Origin of the sequence: Lysobacter sp. ESA13C (assembly GCF_019970005.1) — a bacterium.
Taxonomy (GTDB): domain Bacteria; phylum Pseudomonadota; class Gammaproteobacteria; order Xanthomonadales; family Xanthomonadaceae; genus Lysobacter; species Lysobacter antibioticus_B.
Genome location: NZ_JAHXYK010000018.1, coordinates 1 through 16839, shown reverse-complemented (window position 1 = coordinate 16839; position 16839 = coordinate 1). Strand labels below are relative to the sequence as shown.

The 16839-nt window shown below is 69.2% G+C and carries 17 protein-coding genes and 1 pseudogene; 14 read left to right on the top strand and 4 right to left on the bottom strand.

The annotated features are described in order from the left end of the window. The 4 genes and pseudogenes from LC490_RS23995 to LC490_RS23975 form a co-directional block, all read right to left on the bottom strand. Positions 1-358 (bottom strand): annotated as a pseudogene (locus LC490_RS23995) (hypothetical protein); the annotation flags it as partial. Positions 359-361: 3 nt separating this feature from the next. Next, on the bottom strand, positions 362-1435 hold the full coding sequence (gene sctQ, locus LC490_RS23990; RefSeq protein ID WP_031373470.1) for a type III secretion system cytoplasmic ring protein SctQ: 1074 nt from the start codon (positions 1433-1435) through the stop codon (positions 362-364). A gap of 13 nt (positions 1436-1448) precedes the next feature. Continuing rightward, the gene (locus LC490_RS24525) at positions 1449-2048 is read right to left on the bottom strand and encodes a response regulator (RefSeq protein ID WP_031373471.1); all 600 of its coding nucleotides are present in this window, start codon (positions 2046-2048) and stop codon (positions 1449-1451) included. An 85-nt stretch (positions 2049-2133) separates the two neighbouring features. Continuing rightward, positions 2134-3228, bottom strand: a complete 1095-nt coding sequence (locus LC490_RS23975; protein WP_223621869.1) for an ATP-binding protein — start codon at positions 3226-3228, stop codon at positions 2134-2136. A gap of 141 nt (positions 3229-3369) precedes the next feature. Between LC490_RS23975 and LC490_RS23970 the strand changes: the two genes are divergently transcribed. The 14 genes from LC490_RS23970 (at position 3370) to LC490_RS23905 (ending at position 16166) form a co-directional block, all read left to right on the top strand. After that, on the top strand, positions 3370-3834 hold the full coding sequence (locus LC490_RS23970; RefSeq protein WP_223621868.1) for a flagellar biosynthetic protein FliO: 465 nt from the start codon (positions 3370-3372) through the stop codon (positions 3832-3834). A 379-nt stretch (positions 3835-4213) separates the two neighbouring features. After that, positions 4214-6277, top strand: a complete 2064-nt coding sequence (sctV, locus tag LC490_RS23965; RefSeq protein WP_223621867.1) for a type III secretion system export apparatus subunit SctV — start codon at positions 4214-4216, stop codon at positions 6275-6277. A 142-nt stretch (positions 6278-6419) separates the two neighbouring features. Further along, positions 6420-7853: an FHA domain-containing protein gene (locus tag LC490_RS23960; RefSeq protein ID WP_223621866.1), complete on the top strand. Its 1434-nt coding sequence runs from the start codon at positions 6420-6422 to the stop codon at positions 7851-7853. A gap of 178 nt (positions 7854-8031) precedes the next feature. Then, on the top strand, positions 8032-8394 hold the full coding sequence (locus LC490_RS23955; protein WP_051885286.1) for a hypothetical protein: 363 nt from the start codon (positions 8032-8034) through the stop codon (positions 8392-8394). A gap of 196 nt (positions 8395-8590) precedes the next feature. Then, a complete protein-coding gene (locus LC490_RS23950; RefSeq protein ID WP_051885287.1) occupies positions 8591-9004 on the top strand; it encodes a hypothetical protein in 414 nt (137 codons plus the stop codon). 55 nt (positions 9005-9059) lie between these two features. Further along, positions 9060-9824: a type III secretion inner membrane ring lipoprotein SctJ gene (sctJ, locus tag LC490_RS23945; protein ID WP_051885288.1), complete on the top strand. Its 765-nt coding sequence runs from the start codon at positions 9060-9062 to the stop codon at positions 9822-9824. Beyond that, entirely contained in the window at positions 9821-10468 is a 648-nt protein-coding gene (locus tag LC490_RS23940) for a hypothetical protein (RefSeq protein ID WP_031373479.1), read from the top strand. The genes sctJ and LC490_RS23940 overlap by 4 nt, the downstream gene beginning before the upstream one ends. A 34-nt stretch (positions 10469-10502) precedes the next feature. Further along, on the top strand, positions 10503-11240 hold the full coding sequence (locus tag LC490_RS23935; RefSeq protein WP_161786146.1) for a FliH/SctL family protein: 738 nt from the start codon (positions 10503-10505) through the stop codon (positions 11238-11240). Between the two features lie 58 nt (positions 11241-11298). Beyond that, a complete protein-coding gene (locus tag LC490_RS23930) occupies positions 11299-12651 on the top strand; it encodes a FliI/YscN family ATPase (protein ID WP_223621865.1) in 1353 nt (450 codons plus the stop codon). Beyond that, the gene (locus tag LC490_RS23925; RefSeq protein WP_031373482.1) at positions 12648-13139 is read left to right on the top strand and encodes a hypothetical protein; all 492 of its coding nucleotides are present in this window, start codon (positions 12648-12650) and stop codon (positions 13137-13139) included. Before LC490_RS23930 ends, LC490_RS23925 begins: the two co-directional genes overlap by 4 nt. Before the next feature lie 11 nt (positions 13140-13150). Further along, positions 13151-13921: a hypothetical protein gene (locus LC490_RS23920; RefSeq protein WP_031373483.1), complete on the top strand. Its 771-nt coding sequence runs from the start codon at positions 13151-13153 to the stop codon at positions 13919-13921. Positions 13922-14021: 100 nt separating this feature from the next. After that, positions 14022-14873, top strand: a complete 852-nt coding sequence (locus LC490_RS23915) for a hypothetical protein (RefSeq protein WP_223621864.1) — start codon at positions 14022-14024, stop codon at positions 14871-14873. Between the two features lie 277 nt (positions 14874-15150). Further along, positions 15151-15630: a hypothetical protein gene (locus tag LC490_RS23910; protein WP_223621863.1), complete on the top strand. Its 480-nt coding sequence runs from the start codon at positions 15151-15153 to the stop codon at positions 15628-15630. Positions 15631-15830: 200 nt separating this feature from the next. Beyond that, positions 15831-16166, top strand: coding sequence for a hypothetical protein (locus LC490_RS23905; RefSeq protein WP_031373486.1), 336 nt, complete (start codon positions 15831-15833; stop codon positions 16164-16166). Positions 16167-16839: the final 673 nt, after the last annotated feature.

The window sequence follows — 16839 nt, the reverse complement described above, 5'->3', positions numbered from 1 at the left end:
CGGCAGGCGCGGCCGTGGTCGCCGGGGTCGTTCCCGCTGCGGCCGTTGCCGCCGGTGCCGCGGTCCCGGGCGGCTGGCCCTGGGTCGCGGTCGCGGCGGTGCCGCCGCCGACGCGTGCGTTGATCGCGTCGTGCGTTTCCAGGATCACCGGATACATCACGTAGATCGACAGCACGATCGCCAGGCCGTTGATGACGACGTTCGGCGGCACCTGCTGCAGGCCCAATGCATTACGCAACAGGCTCAGCACCACGACGATCTTGGTGAACGAGGTCACCATGACCGCGACGAACGGCGCCAACGCGAGGCTGACCACCGTGATCAGCACCAGGGCCGGCGAGAACGAACTGAAATCCATGGTTCAGCTCCAGGCGATCAGGCGCACGCCGAGGGTGTCGCCGACGGCGACGATCTCGCCGCGCCCGGCGTCGCGGCCGTTGGCGCGGATCACCACGTTCGCGCCTTCCAGGCGCGAGGGCAGGGCGAACACGTAGCCGGGCTGGAAGCCGGACAGTTCGTCGTATCGGCATTCGAGCCGGCCCAGGTCGAACTCCAGGCGGACCGGAACGTCCGGTGCGGTGGGTTCCGCGGACTCGGGGGCAGCGGACTCGGTGTCGCTCATCGCGGAGGTCTCCTGATGCGTGGAAAGGGTCAAGGGCGCGCCGTCGATGCGCCAGCCGTCGGCGGCCGGCGCCAGCGGCCAGGCGAAGCCGGGCACGTGCGCCTGCATCGGCGGCGGGCGCTGGTGGTTGCCGATGACGAGGACGTCGCCGGGGCGCAGCTGGCGCCATTGCGCATGGCGCAACTGCGGGCCGGCCCAGCGGATCGCGATCGGTACCGGCAGATCGGCCCAGCGTGCGCTCGGGTCGTCGCCGTAGGCGGGTTCGGGGGTTTCGGCGCGTGCGAGCAACTGACCGACCCAGTTGACCGGCATGCGCAAGGTGCCGCGGCTCAGCACCTGCGCGCCGCTGCCGTCGGTGATCACGAACGACAGCCACAGGCCGTCGAGTTCGGCTTCGGCCTCGGCATGCGCGGCGCGGATCGGGTCGCTGGCGCCGTCGTCGACGATCGGGATCAGGGCGACGTCGATGCCCTGGCTCAGGCGCACCAACTGGGTTTCGTGAGCCAGGCTCCAGGCGAGCAGGCGCGAGCGGCCCTGGTAGTCGCTCCAGTGCAGGCCGGTGTCGCTGGCGTTGGCCAGGCTGCTGTCGAAACGCAGTTTGACCCGCGCGCCGTCGCCTTCCAGCGTGACCAGCTCGCCGTGCACCGGCTCGGTCGGCACGAAGCTGAGCCAGCCGCCGTCGCGGGTGGGCCAACGTTGGCGCAGCGCGAACACGTCGCGCAGGGCCTCGGCCTGCCAGGGATGCAGGGAGGGCAGGCGGCCGCGCGGCGAAGCGGCGAGGCCGGCGGCGTCGGCCGAATACGTCGGCGTCATCGTTGCGCTCGTCTCACCCATGGCCCAGCGCCACCTTCATCAGTTCGGGCAGCGAGCGTACCCCGAGTTTGTTCATCATGTTCGATCGATGCAGTTCCACGGTCTTGACGCTGATGCCGAGCACGTCGGCGATGATCTTGTTCGGTTTGCTCGCCACCACCAAGTCCATGACTTGACGTTCGCGCGGGCTGAGCCGGGCCAGGCGGTCGTCGCCGGCCTCGACGGCATGGTTGCGCGCATTAGCGATGGCGGCCCGGATCGCATCGATCAGGGCGTCGTCGCTGAAGGGTTTTTCGAGGAAGTTGGACGCGCCCTTGCGCATCGCCTCGACCGCGAGCGGCACGTCGCCGTGGGCGGTGACGAACACCAGCGGCAGGCCGATGCCGCGCCGGCGCAGTTCTTCCTGCAGTTGCAGGCCGCTCATCAGCGGCATGCGGATGTCCGAGACGATGCAGTGCGCGCCGCCGCCGTGGCGTTCGCCGGCATAGGCCTCCAGGAACGCCGGCCCGGAGGCGTGGGCCTGGACCTCGAAGCCGGCGGTTTCGAGCAGCCAGGCGGTGGAATCGCGGAAGCCGTCGTTGTCGTCGACCAGATAGATGCGTGCTTCGCTCATGGGCAGTCGTTCCCGGGGGCGACGGGCGAGGGGCGGTCGGTGGGCGCGGTGCGGGCCGCTGCGCGGAAGCGTTCGGGCATCGTGCTCAGGTCCTGGCCTCGAAGCGCGGCAGGGTGAAGCCGAACACGCTGCCGCCGCCGTCGCGCGGCTCGAAGAACAAACGGCCTTCGTGGTACTCGATGATCGACCGGCAGATCGCCAGGCCGATGCCGAGGCCGTCGGTCTTGGTGGTGAAGAACGGCGAGAACAACTGGTCCTGCTCGGCCGGGCTGAGGCCGGCGCCGCGGTCGGACACGCGCACTTCGATCTGGTCGTCGAGGTTCATGCGCGCGTCGATGCGCAGTTCGCGGCGCGCGGTCGGGATCTCGCGCATAGCCTCGATGGCGTTCTTGACCAGGTTCAACAGCACCTGCTCGATCATGACCCGGTCGGCGAACACCGGCGCCAGCCGCGCCGGCAGGCCGAGGTCGATGCGCAGTTGCAGGCGCTCGGCTTCCAGGCGCAGCAGCTCCAGCACGGTCGCGGCGATCTGGCTGAGGTCGTGGGCGTCGCGTCGCGGTTCGCGCGCGCGCACGAACTCGCGCACCCGCGAGATCACCGCGCTGGCGTGTTCGGCCTGGGTGCGCGCGGCCTGCAGGGCGCGTTCGACCTGGACCGGGCCGCCGGCCTGTTCGACCAGGCGCAGGCTGCCGTTGAGGTAATTCATGATCGCCGCGAGCGGCTGATTGAGTTCGTGGGCCAGGGTCGCGGCCATCTCGCCGACCGACATCAGGCGCGAGGTGAACAGCAATTTCTCCTGGCGGGTCTTGTGCGAGTCCAGGGTCTCGATGCGTTCGCTGATGTCGATCGCGGTCAGCACGTCGACGTGGCCGCCGCCGTGCTCGGCGCGCCCCCAGTGCAGCGCGTACCAGCGGCCGCTGTGCGGGGCCAGCACTTCGCGCGGGCGCTCGCCGTCGCCGGCCTCGCCTTGCAGGCGGGCGAGGAGGGCCTCGCGTTCACCATGTTCAGCCAGTTCGCCGAATTCTTCGCGATAGCGTGCGTTACCGGCGACCAGGGCACCGTCCCCGGCGAACATCGCGCAAGCGAAAGGGACCGCGCCCAACAGGCCGGCGTCGCGGTCCGGGGCGCTGGCCGCGCCCGATTCATCGCTGGGTTTGCTACGACGTTTCGCTGTGACCATGCTCACATCAATGCCATGCGCGGCGGCTCGTCGGCGTGAAGCGACGGTCCGCCGCCGTTGCGGGGCGGCCGGGCTGCTACGGTATGTCGGCGCGGCCTCGCCGCTCCTCTCGCCTCGTTACCGGTTCCGCACTGACCCACCATGCCGATACTGCTCCCACTGCGCTTGCTGCTTAATCGTTCCCCGTTGCCGGCCCTGGCTGCGTTGCTGTCGCCGGCGACCGCGTTGGCGTTCGCGCCGGCTGCCGCGCGCCCCGCCGCTCCGGCGAACGTTCCCGAACCGCCTTCGTTCTTCCTCGAACTGCTATCGATCATGCTGCCAGTCGCGGTGGTCCTGGTCGGCCTGGTCGCGGTTTTGTATTACCTGCGCAAGCGCCATGGACTGACCGCGCGCGACAATCCGCTGTCGGTCCTGCAGGTGCTTCCGGTCGGCCCGCGCGAGCGCATCGTGGTGCTGCGCACGCGCAGCGGGCGCGCCCTGGCGGTCGGGGTCGGAGGACAATCGATGAGCCTGATCGCCGAACTCGATTCCGCCGACATCGCCCCGCTTGCGACTGCGACGACGATACCGGAATCGACCGTCGCGGCGGCCGAAGCCGAATCGTGACGAGTCTTCGTCTACGTTAGTCGAACGCAATTGCGCAATTGCGCACGCGTTCACAAAAACAATGATGAATGCGCGCGAATGTAGCCGCCCGAGATCGAGGGGGCGTGATTGTGCACATCCCGCACAAGAACTACCTCGTTCACACAAATGATGACAATCAGCACTTAGTATCGGGCGTCCGAACCGGGATCGTGTAAGGACAGCGCCATGGCTGGGTGCGCAGGGGTATGTGGTAGAGCAGTGACTGCTTTCACCGTTCGATGCAGGGCCGAACTTCTTTCGAGCGCGACCCGTGGCCAGCCGCCGCGGGGCCGCGCCATCGCTGCTGCGCGCCCGAACGTGGTCGGCTCGTCGATTCTCAGGAACCGGGACTGACCGAATGCGCGCATTGTTGAGCTCCCTGATGGCCGCCGCTCCCGGCGCGACGCCCCGACGTCGGGCCGGTTACAGCGATATCGTGCTGGCCATCGCAGCGGTCACGATCATCGGCGTGATGATCCTGCCGTTGCCGTTGGCCATCATCGACACCCTGGTCGCGGTCAACATCGCCATCGGCTTCGGCCTGCTGCTGATCGCCCTGTACATCCCGACCCCGGTCGCGTTCTCCAGTTTCCCCAGCGTGCTGCTGCTGACCACGCTGTTCCGGCTGGCCTTGTCGATCGCGATCACCCGCTCGATCCTGCTCGAAGCCAACGGCGGTCACATCGTCGAAACATTCGGCAGCATGGTCGCCGGCGGCAACCTGGTGGTCGGCTTCGTGGTGTTCCTGATCATCACCGTGGTGCAGTTCATCGTCATCGCCAAGGGCGCCGAGCGCGTGGCCGAGGTCGCCGCGCGCTTCACCCTCGACGCCATGCCCGGCAAGCAGCTGTCGATCGACTCGGACCTGCGCGCCGGCCTGACCGACAAGGACGAGGCCAAGCGCAAGCGCCGCTTGCTCGAAGTCGAAAGCCAATTGCACGGCAGCCTCGACGGCGCCATGAAGTTCGTCAAAGGCGACGCCATCGCCGGCATCGTCATCATCATCATCAACCTGCTCGGCGGCCTGGCCATCGGCGTGCTGCAGAAGGGCATGACCCTCGGCGATGCCACCCACACTTACAGCATCCTGACCATCGGCGACGGCCTGGTCTCGCAGATCCCGGCGATCCTCGCCACGATCGCGGCCGGCCTGGTGGTCACCCGCACCGCCGGCGACGAGGACGACCGCCACCTCGGCGAATCGATTACCCGCCAGGTCACCGGCCAGCCGCGCGTGCTGCTGATCACCGGCTGCCTCGCCTTCCTGATGATCTTCGTGCCGGGCTTTCCGAAGCTGGTGTTCTTCCTGCTCTCGGCGGTGCTGCTGGGCTTCGCCGCGTGGCGCTACCGTCACGGCTCGGTGGTGCTGCGGCGCGCGTTCCGGGTGCCGGAAGGCGAGCGCGGCACCGACGATGTGGTCGTCAACGAAGACGAGATCGCCCCGCCCGCGCCCTTGCAACTGGACCTGTCGCCGACCCTGGCGGCCGCGTTCGGCGAGGCCACGGTGCGCGAACGCATCGTCGACGTCGCCCGCCGTCTGCGCGACGAGTACGGCGTGCCCCTGCCGGTGCCGGTGGTCAAGGTGGTGCCGGCGCTCGACAACGGCGACGGCCTCGGCGGCTATCGCCTGACCGCCTACGGCGCGCGCATCGCCTTCGGCCGCTTGTCGTCGAACGCGCAGTTCCGCCCGGCCCGCGCCGGCGACGCCAGCGCGCCCAAGCTGGCCGGCTTCTTCCCGCCGTTGGCGGGCGAGTGGACCGGCCAGACCGGCGGCGAGACCCGCGATGCCCTGGCCACGGTGATCGAGCATTGCCGCGCCGCGCTCGAACGCCGCATGGGCAGCTTCATCGGCATTCAAGAGACCTCGAACCTGTTCGGCAAGATGCAGCGCGACTATCCGGACCTGGTCAAGGAAATGCTGCGCGTGGTCGCGCCGCAACGCGTCGCCGACGTGCTGCGCCGCCTGGTCGAGGAGGGCGTGCCGATCCGCAACCTGCGCGATGCCTTCGAGGCCATCACCGATGTCGGCGGGCGCGAGAAGGACGTGGTGCTGTTGACCGAATACGTGCGGGTCGCGCTCAAGCGCGAGATCGCTGATCGCTACGCCGACAGCGAACGCACAATGCAGGTGCTATTGATTCATCCTGAATTGGAGGATCGTCTGCGTCAGTCGGTACGCGTCGCCGGCGGTGCCACCCAGTTGGCGATCTCGCCGGAACTGGCGGGACGGCTCGGCGCCGAGGTGCGTTCGCACCTGGGCCGCCAGGCCGAGGGCGTGCGGCCGGTGCTGTTGTGTTCACTGGACGTTCGCCGACACCTGCGCAAGCTGCTGGAGATCGATTTCTTCGAACTGCCGGTGCTGTCCTACCAGGAACTCGCACCCGACCTGCGGATCGTGCAGGCCGGCCAGGTCAACGCCTAGATGAGCGCCAAGACGATGCAACGTCCCAGCCTCCATCGCCAGGTAACGTCCCCAATCCATCATCGGCCGGTGGGTGCGCGCGTTTCGCGCGGCCCGGCCGTACGCGCCGCCGCACGCGGACGCGTCTAGACAGGAGTCCGTCATGTCTTCCCCCGACATCCATACCGAACCCGCCGAACCTCGTGTCGCCGCCGCGTCGCCCGCGGTCAGTGTGCTGCGCATCGTCTCCGGCCTGCATGCCGGCGCCAGCCGTCCGCTGTCGGCGCAGGAAACTCTGTTGATCGGCAGCGGCGGCGATTGCGACATCGTCCTGTCCGACGCCGGCGTCGCCCCGCACCACGCCTTCATCACCCGCATGGGCGGCACGGTCTCGCTGCGCGCGGTCGACGCGCCGCTGCAGATCGACGGCCAGACCTTGAACCCGGGCGATCCGGCCGAGCTGTCGGCGATGCAGCGCGTCGACCTGGGCAGCGCCTCGCTCGCGGTCGGCGCCAGCGAAGATCCGGCCTGGGCGACGATCCTGCCGAACCTCGGCGAGATGGCCAAGCCGCCGCGCTCGTCGATGCGCCATCTGCCCTTGATCGCCGGCCTGGCGGCGCTGTCGCTGGTGTCGGTGGCGATCGCTGCGGCGGTGATGCCGGGCTTCGAGAAAGAACCCACCGCGATGGAAGTGGTGACGCCGCTGATCAAGGAGTTTTCGATCGTCGGCGGCCGCGCGGTCGAGAACGAAGACGGCAGCCTGGTGCTGTCGGGCACGATCAAGGACGCGGCGACGCGCGAGATGATCCGCAAGCGCCTGGTCACCGGCAACGTGCAGGCACGGCTCGATCTGCGCACCGGCGACGACATCGCCGCCGACGTGCGCGAAGTGCTGCGCAGCCAGGGCCTGGCGGTGCAGACCCGTTACCTCGGCAACGGCGACGTCGAAGTCGCCGGGCGTTTCGCCGACCCGGACAAGTTCAAGCGCGCGATCGCCTCGCGCGCGATGCAGGACGTCAACGGCGTGCGCCGGGTGATCCGGCGCGACCTCGACGAAAGCGCCCAGCCCGCGGCCGGCCCGGCCGTCGCCGCGGCCGATACCGAACCCAAGAAGCCGGTCAGCACCGCGCCGACCCGGATCGTGCAGATCGTGCGCGGCACCAACCCGCACGTGATCGATGTCGATGGCGCCCGCTACGCAGTCGGCGACGCGCTGCCCGACGGCCGTTCGCTGATCGCCATCGGAGACAAGGCCTGGGCGATGAACAAGCTCAGCGGTCAGGCCGAGGAGATCAAGGCGCAGCCGGTGACCGCGGCCGAGCAAGCGGCGATCGCCGCCGCTGCGGCGGGCGTCGCGCCGGCACCGGCTGCGACGGCGCCGACCGGCACGGCCGCGACCGCTCCGGCGACTGCGGCGACCACCGCTCCGACCAGTCCCGCTCCGACCACTGCAACGCCGACCGCGGCCAAGCCGGCGCCGGCTAAGACCGTGCCCGCGCAACCTGCCCAGCCGGCGCCGACCTCGGCCGGTAAGCCGGCGGCGCCCCGTTCAGCCGTGGCCGAGGCGCCCGCGCGCCCGGCCGGCAACCGCCAGTAAGGACGGCCACCCCCGGGTTAGCACTAGCTGGTTTCACATTCGGATCATCGATTAAATCCAAGATCGGCTACATGCACCCTGAGTCCGGCCGATCGCAGTTCCCGCATTCAGTTTTCAGTGCCATCCGTAGTTCCACGCTAATCAGCGGCCTGAGCCGCTTCCTGCAGGAGAGACGTCAATGAGCAATACGATCAATCCCGGCGCCGACGCCGGTGGCCTGGTGACCACCTTCATCGCTGCGGCCAATAACAACAACAACGGCACCGCCCGCAACGGCGGCGGCGGCGCGACCGCAGCCAGCGGTGGCGGCGGCAGCGGCGGCAGCTGGTACGAAGCCCTGTCGCGCGCCTGGGGCCAGACCCTCGACGCCCAGGCCTCGCGCATCACCGAGCTGTCCGGTTCGATCGGCGGCGGCGGCGACCAGCCCTCGAACATGGTCGCGCTGACTGCCGAGAGCCTGCGCATGCAGTTCGTCTCCAACAGCGCCGCGACCTCGCAGAACAGCGTTGGCGAAGCGCTGAACGCGCTGGCCAGGAAGTAATCGCGACGGCGGCGCGACGTCCGCCGCCGTTCCGAGCCGTCGTGTCGTCCGGATCGCAAGGTCCGGACGGCCGGGGTCCGGGACGAGCGGGCGCGAGCGGCCTCCGGCATCGCCGGGCGGTTTCTCGGCGCAGCCTCGCCAGTGGTTTCATAAAGTAGTTTCTTAAAACGGACTTCACCTTTCGGGAGAAAGGGCAATGATCGAAGCCATCTCAGTCGCGGCGGAAGCCGCGCAGCCGGCAGCCGCATCGCCGGCGCAATCGCCGCAGGCCTCGGCCTACGACGTCCGCGAGTTCGCGGCGGCGTTCGACCGCGGCGCCGCGCCGACGTCCCAGGGCAGCGGCACCGCCCAAGCCGGCGCGACCGCGTCCAGCGAACCCTCGCAGGGCACGCGTGCGGTGCTGGCCGCGCTCGACAATCTCAACGGCGGCGCCGACAAGATCGACGCGGCGTCCAAGACCATGTCGGCCAATTCCGCCGACCTGACGCCGGGCGAGATGATCCAGATGACCATGCGCTGTCACGAGTTCATGTTCACCTCGCAATTGACCTCGAACGTCGCCAACCGCACTTCGGACGGCGTCCAGCAGTTGTTCCGTCAGCAGTCGTAATTCCAAATCGGGGGAATGCATGGGTAGGGCGTCAGGCTTCAACGCGGTACGAGTCATGGCGGCCCTGCTGGCTTGCCTGCTGATCGTCGGCTGCACACGCACCACGCTGTACAGCCAGCTCGACGAGCAACAGGCCAACGAACTGATGGCGGCTCTGTTGGATGCCGGTATTCCGGCGGAAAAGGACCCGTCGCCGAGCAAGACCGGTTGGGAAGTGATGGTCAACCGCGGCGACATCCCGTACGCGATGCAGGTACTGAGCTCGCGCGGCTTGCCGCGCGCGCAGTACCGCTCGCTCGGCGAGGTGTTCAAGAAGGAAGGCTTCGCGTCTTCGGCGCTGGAAGAAAAGGCGCGCTATCTGTACGGCCTGTCGCAGGAACTCTCGCGCACCCTGTCGCGCATCGACGGCGTGGTCGAGGCGCGCGTACACATCGCCTTGCCCGACCGCGATCCGCTCGGCGGCAACGTGCAGGACTCGTCGGCCTCGGTGCTGGTGTTCGAGCGTCCGGGCCAGAGCCTGCGCGACCGCGAAACCGACATCAAGGTCTTCGTCAAGGACAGCGTGGAAGGCCTGGACGACGTCAACAAGGTCACGGTCAAGTTCTTCACCGTCACCGCGCCGCCGAAAGCGCATCAGGCCGGTGGGCCGTTCGCGGCGGTGTTGGGTTCGATCGACCTGACCGTGGTCATCATCGGCGCCGGCGTGTTGGTGCTGTTGGCGATCGTAGCGTTCTTCTTCGGCCGCCTGCGTTCGCGCTTCGCTCCGGCTGCGGCCACCGCGCCGGTCTCCAACGCGCGCAGCGGGGTCTGGAACGGATGAGCGCGTCGATGGCGCTGCGGACGATCCTCACCGAGGTCGATCCGAGCTGGCACGGTGCCGGGACCGACACGATCGATCCCGAACTGCTCGTGTCGGCGCGCCAGAGTCCGCTGGGACGCCGTCTGCTCGCGCGTTGGCTCGCCGCCGATGCGCCGGCCCTGCTCGCACCGCAGCCCGGCGAGGGCTTCGGCGCCGCCGCGCGGCGCTGGCCACGGGTGCGCATGGCGCGCCTGGTGCGCGACCTCGGCGCGCTGGCCTATGCGCCGGCGATCCGCTCGGAAGTGCGGCGCGAACCGGTGCGCCGGCTCAAGCAGGCGCTCGACAACAGTTATCTGCTCGCGCTCGACAGTCTGGTCTGGGACGGCAAGGTGCAGGCCCAACTCGGCGCGCAGCTGAGCGCGGAACTCGATGCCGCGTTGCGCGCGTCGGAAGCCGACCAATTGCTGTTCGACCTGCTCGACGGCCGCGGCCGCACCGAACTGCGGGTGTGGGCCGAACGCCGCGACCCCGGCCTGGCCGACTGGTCGCGCCTGCTGCTGCCGCGCACCACCCACGAAGCCTCGGCCTCGCTCGGCACGCATCTGCCGCCGGAAGCGGTCGAACGCCTTTACGCCCATCACGGCGCGCGCCCGCTGGCGGCCTGAGCCGTCGCGCCGCGCATCCAACCACGGAATTCCCATGCACGCAGATCCGCTCCAGTCCGCTTCCCCGTCGTCCGCCGCTTCCGCCGCGGCCACGGGCATGACGGACGGCGGCGCGCGCAGGATCGAGCCGAGCCGTCCCAGCGCGACGATCTCGGTGTTCGAACGCAAGCAGTTCGAGCGCGCGGTCGCCGGCACGGTGGTGCCGGCCAAGCAATGGAACGCGATCGCAGAACTCGACCAGACCCTGGCGCGCGTCAACGCGCTGTACGCCGAGGCCGGCGACGAGATCAAACAGGCGCGCGAGGCCGGCTACGCCGCCGGTTTCGCCGAAGGCCTCGCCCGCGCCCAGCAACAGATGGCGCAGCAACTGGCCGACCTCAACGAACGCCGCGCGCGCGTGCTCGCCGACGCCGGCAGCCGCGTCACCGAACTGGCCTGCGCCATCGTCGCGCGCATCTCGCCGGAGTTCGACGCGCGCAGCGTGGTGCCGCCGCTGGTCATGCACGCGGTCGAGGCCGCGCAGGCCGAACAGTTCCTGTTGATCCGCGTCCACCCGAGCGTGCGCGAAGACGTCGCCAAGGGCCTCGGCCTGGTGCGCCAGGCGCACCCGGTGGTCGGCGTGATCGAGCTGGTCGACGACGAAAGCCTGGACAAGCTCAGCTGCGTGGTCGTGTCCGAAGCCGGCGAAGTGCGCGCCGGCGTGGCCCAGCAGATCGAGGCGATCCGCATCGCCCTGTCCGGCGCCGAGTACGGCGCGGAGCACACCGAATGAAACGCCGCAGGGCCGTCGTCGCGATGCCCGGGCCGCGCGCGCGGCTGGAGACTGCGCGATGAGCAGCCTGCCGCGCACCATCCTGCAAGCCGTGCCGGCGCCTGCCCAGCAGGACCCGCTGATCACCGCGCTGTCGCGGGTGCAGCCGGTGGTGCGCGTGGGCAAGGTCGCCGAAGCCTACGGCACCATGATCCGCGCCACCGGGCTCAAGGCGATGATCGGCGAGCTGTGCGAACTGCGCAGTCCGCGCGACCGCAATTTCCGCCTCGCCGCCGAAGTCGTCGGCGTGTCGCGCCAATACACCTTGCTGACCCCGCTCGGCGCGCTCGACGGCGTCGCCCACGACACCGAGGTCGTCGCCACCGGTCGCCAGGCCTCGGTGCGCGCCGGCGACGGCCTGCTCGGGCGCATCCTCGACGCCAACGGCGATCCCATCGACGGCCTCGGCGGGTTCGGCCCGACCGTGCAGATCCCGATCTACGCCGCTTCGCCGAACCCGCTGTCGCGCCAGCTCATCGAGCGGCCGTTCGCGACCGGCGTGCGCGCCATCGACACGGTCATGACCGCCGGCGTCGGCCAGCGCCTGGGCATCTTCGCCGTCGCCGGCGGCGGCAAGAGCACCTTGCTCGGCATGCTCGCGCGCGGCGGCGACGCCGACGTCAACGTGATCGCCCTGGTCGGCGAACGCGGCCGCGAGGTCAACGAGTTCGTTCACGACAACCTTGGCGAAGCCGGGCTCAAGAAGTCGATCATCGTGGTCGCCACCTCCGACCGCCCGGCGCTCGAACGCAGCCGCGCGGCCTGGGTCGCGACCGCCATCTCCGAGTATTTCCGCGACCGCGGCAAGCGGGTGATGCTGCTGGTCGACTCGGTCACTCGCTTCGCGCGGGCATTGCGCGACGTCGGCCTGGCGATCGGCGAGCCGCCGGCGCGGCGTGGTTTCCCGCCTTCGGTGTTCAGCGCCTTGCCGCGCTTGTTCGAGCGCGCCGGCAACAACGACCGCGGCAGCATCACCGCCTTCTACACCGTGCTCATGGAAGGCGAGGACGGCGACGACCCGATCGCCGAGGAAGTGCGCTCGATTCTCGACGGCCACATCGTGCTGTCGCGCAAGCTCGCCGCGGCCTATCACTACCCGGCCATCGACGTGCTGACCAGCCTCAGCCGCACCATGCCGCGAGTCGCCGACGAAGCTCATCAACGCGCCGCCGGCCAGTTGCGCAAATACCTGGCCAAGCACCAGGACATCGAACTGCTGCTGCAACTCGGCGAGTACAAGCGCGGCAGCGACGCCGAGGCCGACATCGCGATCGAGAAGATCGAGCCGATCCGCAAGCTGCTCAAACAGTCGTCCCACGACCTGGCCGACTACCGTCAATCGGTGGATGCCTTGCGCAAGGTGTTCGGATGAAGCGCTATCCGCTGCATACCCTGCTGCAACTGCGCTCGCACCGGGTCGAGACCGCGCGCATGCTGGTGCTGGAACGCCAGCGCCAGGTGCAGGAGCGCCGCGACGCCTGCACCCAGATCCAAGGCGAGATCACCGCGCTCAACGACGAACGCGCCGGTCAGCGCCTGCGCCTGATGGATCCGCCGCCGCCCGGGATGCCGTGGCCGATGGCGATGACCCAGCGCGAGGCCCACATCGATCATCTCGGCGAACTGGCGGTCGCCGCGCAACAACGGCTGCTCGACGCGCAAGGCAAGCTGCGCGAAGCCGAAGCCTCGCTCGACGAGGCTCGCAAGGCGTTCTTCCGCGCTAAGGCACGGCTGGACGCGCTGGAAAAACGCAAGGACCTGTGGCGCAAGGAACAGAACACCCTGACCGCGCGCCGCGAGGAAGCCATGAACGCCGATCTGATGCTGGCCACGCGCCAGAACACGAACGGCCCCTTCTGAACGAGGTCGCCATGAGCATCACCCGCAGCTCCTCGACGTCCGATTCCGATTCGGCCCAGCGCAGCGAATCCACGCGCCAGACCGACAAGCCCCGCGAGGCCCGGCGCGAGCCGCCGGCCGAGGGCACGATCGACCGCTTCCGCACCCTGATGCAGCAACGCGAAGGCAAGCTCGGCCAGTTGCCCGGCCAGGAAGGCCTGGCGCGCGAGGAAGAAGCCGCGGCGATGTTGAAGAAGCAAGCCCAGGAAGGCGGCCCCGGCAACGCCAAGGCCGACGCGCGCCGCGCCGCGCACGCCGGCGAGGCCCATGCCCGCACCGTCGCCGAGCACTCGCGCCAACACGGCCGTCTGGAAGAACGCAACGCCGGCAGCGGCCAAGAGCAGGGCCGGCAGGAGCTCGCCAGCCTGCCGCCGGCCGAGGCCTCGGCGATGTGGCAGGCGCAACTGGCGATGCGCGACGCCGCCACCCAGACCCAGCCGAGCCTGCCGAACTCGAACGCCGCTGCGTTCGCCGACCTGATCGAGCGCCACGTGCGCCAGCTCGCGGTCGGCGAGGGCGCCGCCGGCGGCGAAGAAGGCCAGGTCTTGCTGCGGCTCGCCGACAGCACCTTGCCCGGCACCGATCTGCTGCTGACCAAGACCGCCGAGGGCTGGCAACTGCGCGCCGACGTGCGCTCGCGTTCCAGTTTCGATGCGATCCGCGACGCCAGCCCCGAGTTGATGCGCCGCTTCGCTTCGCGCAACCTCGGCCAGCTCAGCATCGATCCGCATTTCCACGACTGAGCCGATGCCCGTTCGTGCCTGGCCCGCCCGCGTCCGGCCCGCCCGTGTTCGAGCGGGCGCGAGCCGCGCCGGGTACGGAACGGGCAGGGAGATCCCGCTCATGGACCGTCGCATCGCCACGACTACGACAGCCACCGTCGGCGTCGCCGCGCTCGCATTGCTGCTCGCCGCCTCGCCGGGCGCTGCGCGCGCACAGGACACGGCGCCGTTGATCGACGGCGTCGGCGCCTACACCCATTCGCAGATCATGCGTCACCGCGGCGACGAGGCCGCCACGCCGACGAATAAGCCAGGCGACAAGCCGGCGCCGAACCAGCGCGCCGGCAAACGCGCGGCCCTGGGCTTCGACAGCCTGACGTTCGCGCCGGTGCCGGCGGTATCGAAAACGCTCAATGCCGCCTTCGCCGACAGCCTGACCGGGCGCCGGGCGACCCTTGACCACGCGACCTTGCGCGGCATCGATGCCGAGTTCGTGCGCAATCCGCGTTTTCGCGAGTTGCTGGCGCGCCAGCTCGGCGGCGATCGCGAGCAGGTCCTGCTCGCCCTGCAGTCCGGGCGCCTGCAGGCGCAGTTCCAGCGGCGCCTCGCTGGGCACGGCTATTCGACGCGCAATCTCGGCGACGTTATCAATGCCTTCATGATCTACGGCTGGACCCTGGTCAACGACGGTGCGCGCAGCGATCACGGCGCCGCCTTCGCGGCCCTGCGCCAACGCCTCGGCGACAGCCTCGCGCGCGGCGAGAAGATGACCACGATGGATCGCACCGACATGCAGGAGGCGGCCGAGCTCTACGGTCTGGTCGCGACCCTGGCCGCGGCGGCCTGGCAGAACGCCGCCAGTCCGGCCGAGCGCGCCAGCCTGCGCGACGGCGTCAACGCCATCGGTCGCGGCATCGGCATCGATTTCCGCCGCGTCGCCCTGACCGAGCGGGGGTTCGCGCCGCGGCGTTGAGCCGCAGCGATCCGCTCATGTCCGGGTTCCACTCTCACTGCCGCGCGCCGCGCCGCATGCCGCACTGCATGCCACACCCTGGGGATGTTCCCAGGCTTTCGCGTTCGCGGGCATCGCCGATACTCGATCGCCTCCGGTCGCTCGCCGTGCGTCGCGACGGCGACCGCCGGGAGATGCCCGTCAAAGATCGACGCGTTGCCGCTTCCTGAGCGTCGCGCGCGCAGTGTCTACTGATTCGTTATCGCCATCACCGCCATCGTTGCGACAGGAGAGTCCGATGTCCCAGCCCTTCACCCCGACCCAGGAACAGCGCGAGCAGATGTTCGCCGACTTCGAGGCCCTGTTGAACGAACAGTCCGGCATCGACGCGGCCGACCGCGACGCGCTGCTGCACCACTTCGCCCGCGCGCTCGACGAGGCCAAGCCCAGCGACGCCGCCGATCCGCAGGCGCTGATGGCCAACCTCAGCCAGACCCTGGACCTGTTGCAGGAAAACCGCATCATCCAGCCGGGCGAGCGCGACGGCCTGACCAAGGCCTTCGAGGCGCCGCTCAAGGACCCGAAAGTGCAGCGCGCGCTCGAGTTCAGCCAGCGCAGCCAGCGCGACGGCGAAGAGAAGGCGCGGCAGTGGCTGGAGACCCAGCCGGACCTCGAGGACGAGACGACCGCAAGCGGCGGCGGATCGACGCCGGCACCGCCGCCGAGCGGCTTGCCGTCGTCGCTGGGCATCAAGAAGCCGGTCAAGACCTACCGCTGAATCGGCGCTGCCGGCGACACGAGGTGAGCGCGTTCACAAATCTTGCGAAAACGCCCGGCCGCAACGGTTTCGCCCTAGGGAACGCCCCAGCTATACAGTCTTGCGGCGATCCCGATAATTCATCTACAGGCTTACCAATCCCGCTACCGCAGACGATCTGACCGGGGCGGCTGACCTACCAAAAAACCAGGGAGAGCGTCATGTCGGATATCAACGTTCAGTACGCCCAGTTGTCGCAGCAGAACATGGTCGACAGCGCAGGCGTCGACGAGTCGGGTAACAGCAAGCGCGGCGGCCGTTCCGGTGCCGGCGGCGGCGGTTGGCTGGTGGCGTTCGCCACCGCGATGGGCACGCTCATCGAGAAGGCCGGCAACGCTCTGATGGACAAGGCCGAAGCGATCGGCGACAAGCCGACCGCGGCCGACTCCACCGAGCTGACCGTGCAGAGCCAGATGTACTCGATGTTCATCAACGCCGTCAGCACCGCGTTGAAGACCATGGGCGAAGCGCAGGGCGCGATGGCCAAGCGCAACTAAGCTACACAACGACCGCGGTCGTACGAACGCCAGGCCTCCGGGCCTGGCGTTTTCGTTTGTGCGGCCGCGAGGCGTCGCGGTCGGTTACGCATTCCAGGCTGCGGCGGCGGTAGCGGACGGAAGTTTTGCTCTTCTTGAACAGGGGGAGGTCGCGCCTTCCCTTGTAGGAGCGGCGTCAGCCGCGACCAAGGGGCGCGCGGAGATGACCACGCTGACATCGCCCGGCGAAGCGGAATGCTCTCGCGGGGTAGGAGCGGCGCGAGCCGCGACCCCGGGGCTCCAAGCTGGCGCGGCCGGTTTCGATGCTGCTGCCTTGGCCTTCGCCTTCACCCTGATACGGCCCCCGGCCCCGGCCCCGGCCCCGGCCTTGGCCTTGGCCGTTGTTGTTGCTGTTGCCGTTGCCGTTGCTGTGCGTAGCTTCGCACTAGCGAAGGCCATCGAAGACCCGGAGGGCGGCGCGCAAGGATGCGCGCCGTTTTTCATCGGGACAGGGATGTCCCGTATGAAAAATCCCCGCGGATGCACCGCTCGTGCGGGCCTGTGATTCAAAGAAAAGGGCTCTCCTTGCAAGGGCACAAGCCACGAGTGCGATGCCCACGCCGGGATTTTTCGATAGGACATCCTTGTCCTATCGAAAAACGGCGCACGTCCTGTGCGCCGCCCTCCGGGTCTC

Coding starts and splice junctions, on each gene's coding strand:
- LC490_RS23975 (WP_223621869.1), bottom strand. CDS start 3,228: ATGGTCACAGCGAAACGTCGTAGCAAACCCAGCGATGAATCGGGCGCG.
- sctJ (WP_051885288.1), top strand. CDS start 9,060: ATGGCGGCCCTGCTGGCTTGCCTGCTGATCGTCGGCTGCACACGCACC.
- LC490_RS23955 (WP_051885286.1), top strand. CDS start 8,032: ATGAGCAATACGATCAATCCCGGCGCCGACGCCGGTGGCCTGGTGACC.
- LC490_RS23930 (WP_223621865.1), top strand. CDS start 11,299: ATGAGCAGCCTGCCGCGCACCATCCTGCAAGCCGTGCCGGCGCCTGCC.
- LC490_RS23905 (WP_031373486.1), top strand. CDS start 15,831: ATGTCGGATATCAACGTTCAGTACGCCCAGTTGTCGCAGCAGAACATG.
- LC490_RS23950 (WP_051885287.1), top strand. CDS start 8,591: ATGATCGAAGCCATCTCAGTCGCGGCGGAAGCCGCGCAGCCGGCAGCC.
- LC490_RS23915 (WP_223621864.1), top strand. CDS start 14,022: ATGGACCGTCGCATCGCCACGACTACGACAGCCACCGTCGGCGTCGCC.
- LC490_RS23960 (WP_223621866.1), top strand. CDS start 6,420: ATGTCTTCCCCCGACATCCATACCGAACCCGCCGAACCTCGTGTCGCC.
- sctV (WP_223621867.1), top strand. CDS start 4,214: ATGCGCGCATTGTTGAGCTCCCTGATGGCCGCCGCTCCCGGCGCGACG.
- LC490_RS23920 (WP_031373483.1), top strand. CDS start 13,151: ATGAGCATCACCCGCAGCTCCTCGACGTCCGATTCCGATTCGGCCCAG.
- LC490_RS23970 (WP_223621868.1), top strand. CDS start 3,370: ATGCCGATACTGCTCCCACTGCGCTTGCTGCTTAATCGTTCCCCGTTG.
- LC490_RS23940 (WP_031373479.1), top strand. CDS start 9,821: ATGAGCGCGTCGATGGCGCTGCGGACGATCCTCACCGAGGTCGATCCG.
- LC490_RS23935 (WP_161786146.1), top strand. CDS start 10,503: ATGCACGCAGATCCGCTCCAGTCCGCTTCCCCGTCGTCCGCCGCTTCC.
- LC490_RS23910 (WP_223621863.1), top strand. CDS start 15,151: ATGTCCCAGCCCTTCACCCCGACCCAGGAACAGCGCGAGCAGATGTTC.
- LC490_RS23925 (WP_031373482.1), top strand. CDS start 12,648: ATGAAGCGCTATCCGCTGCATACCCTGCTGCAACTGCGCTCGCACCGG.
- LC490_RS24525 (WP_031373471.1), bottom strand. CDS start 2,048: ATGAGCGAAGCACGCATCTATCTGGTCGACGACAACGACGGCTTCCGC.
- sctQ (WP_031373470.1), bottom strand. CDS start 1,435: ATGACGCCGACGTATTCGGCCGACGCCGCCGGCCTCGCCGCTTCGCCG.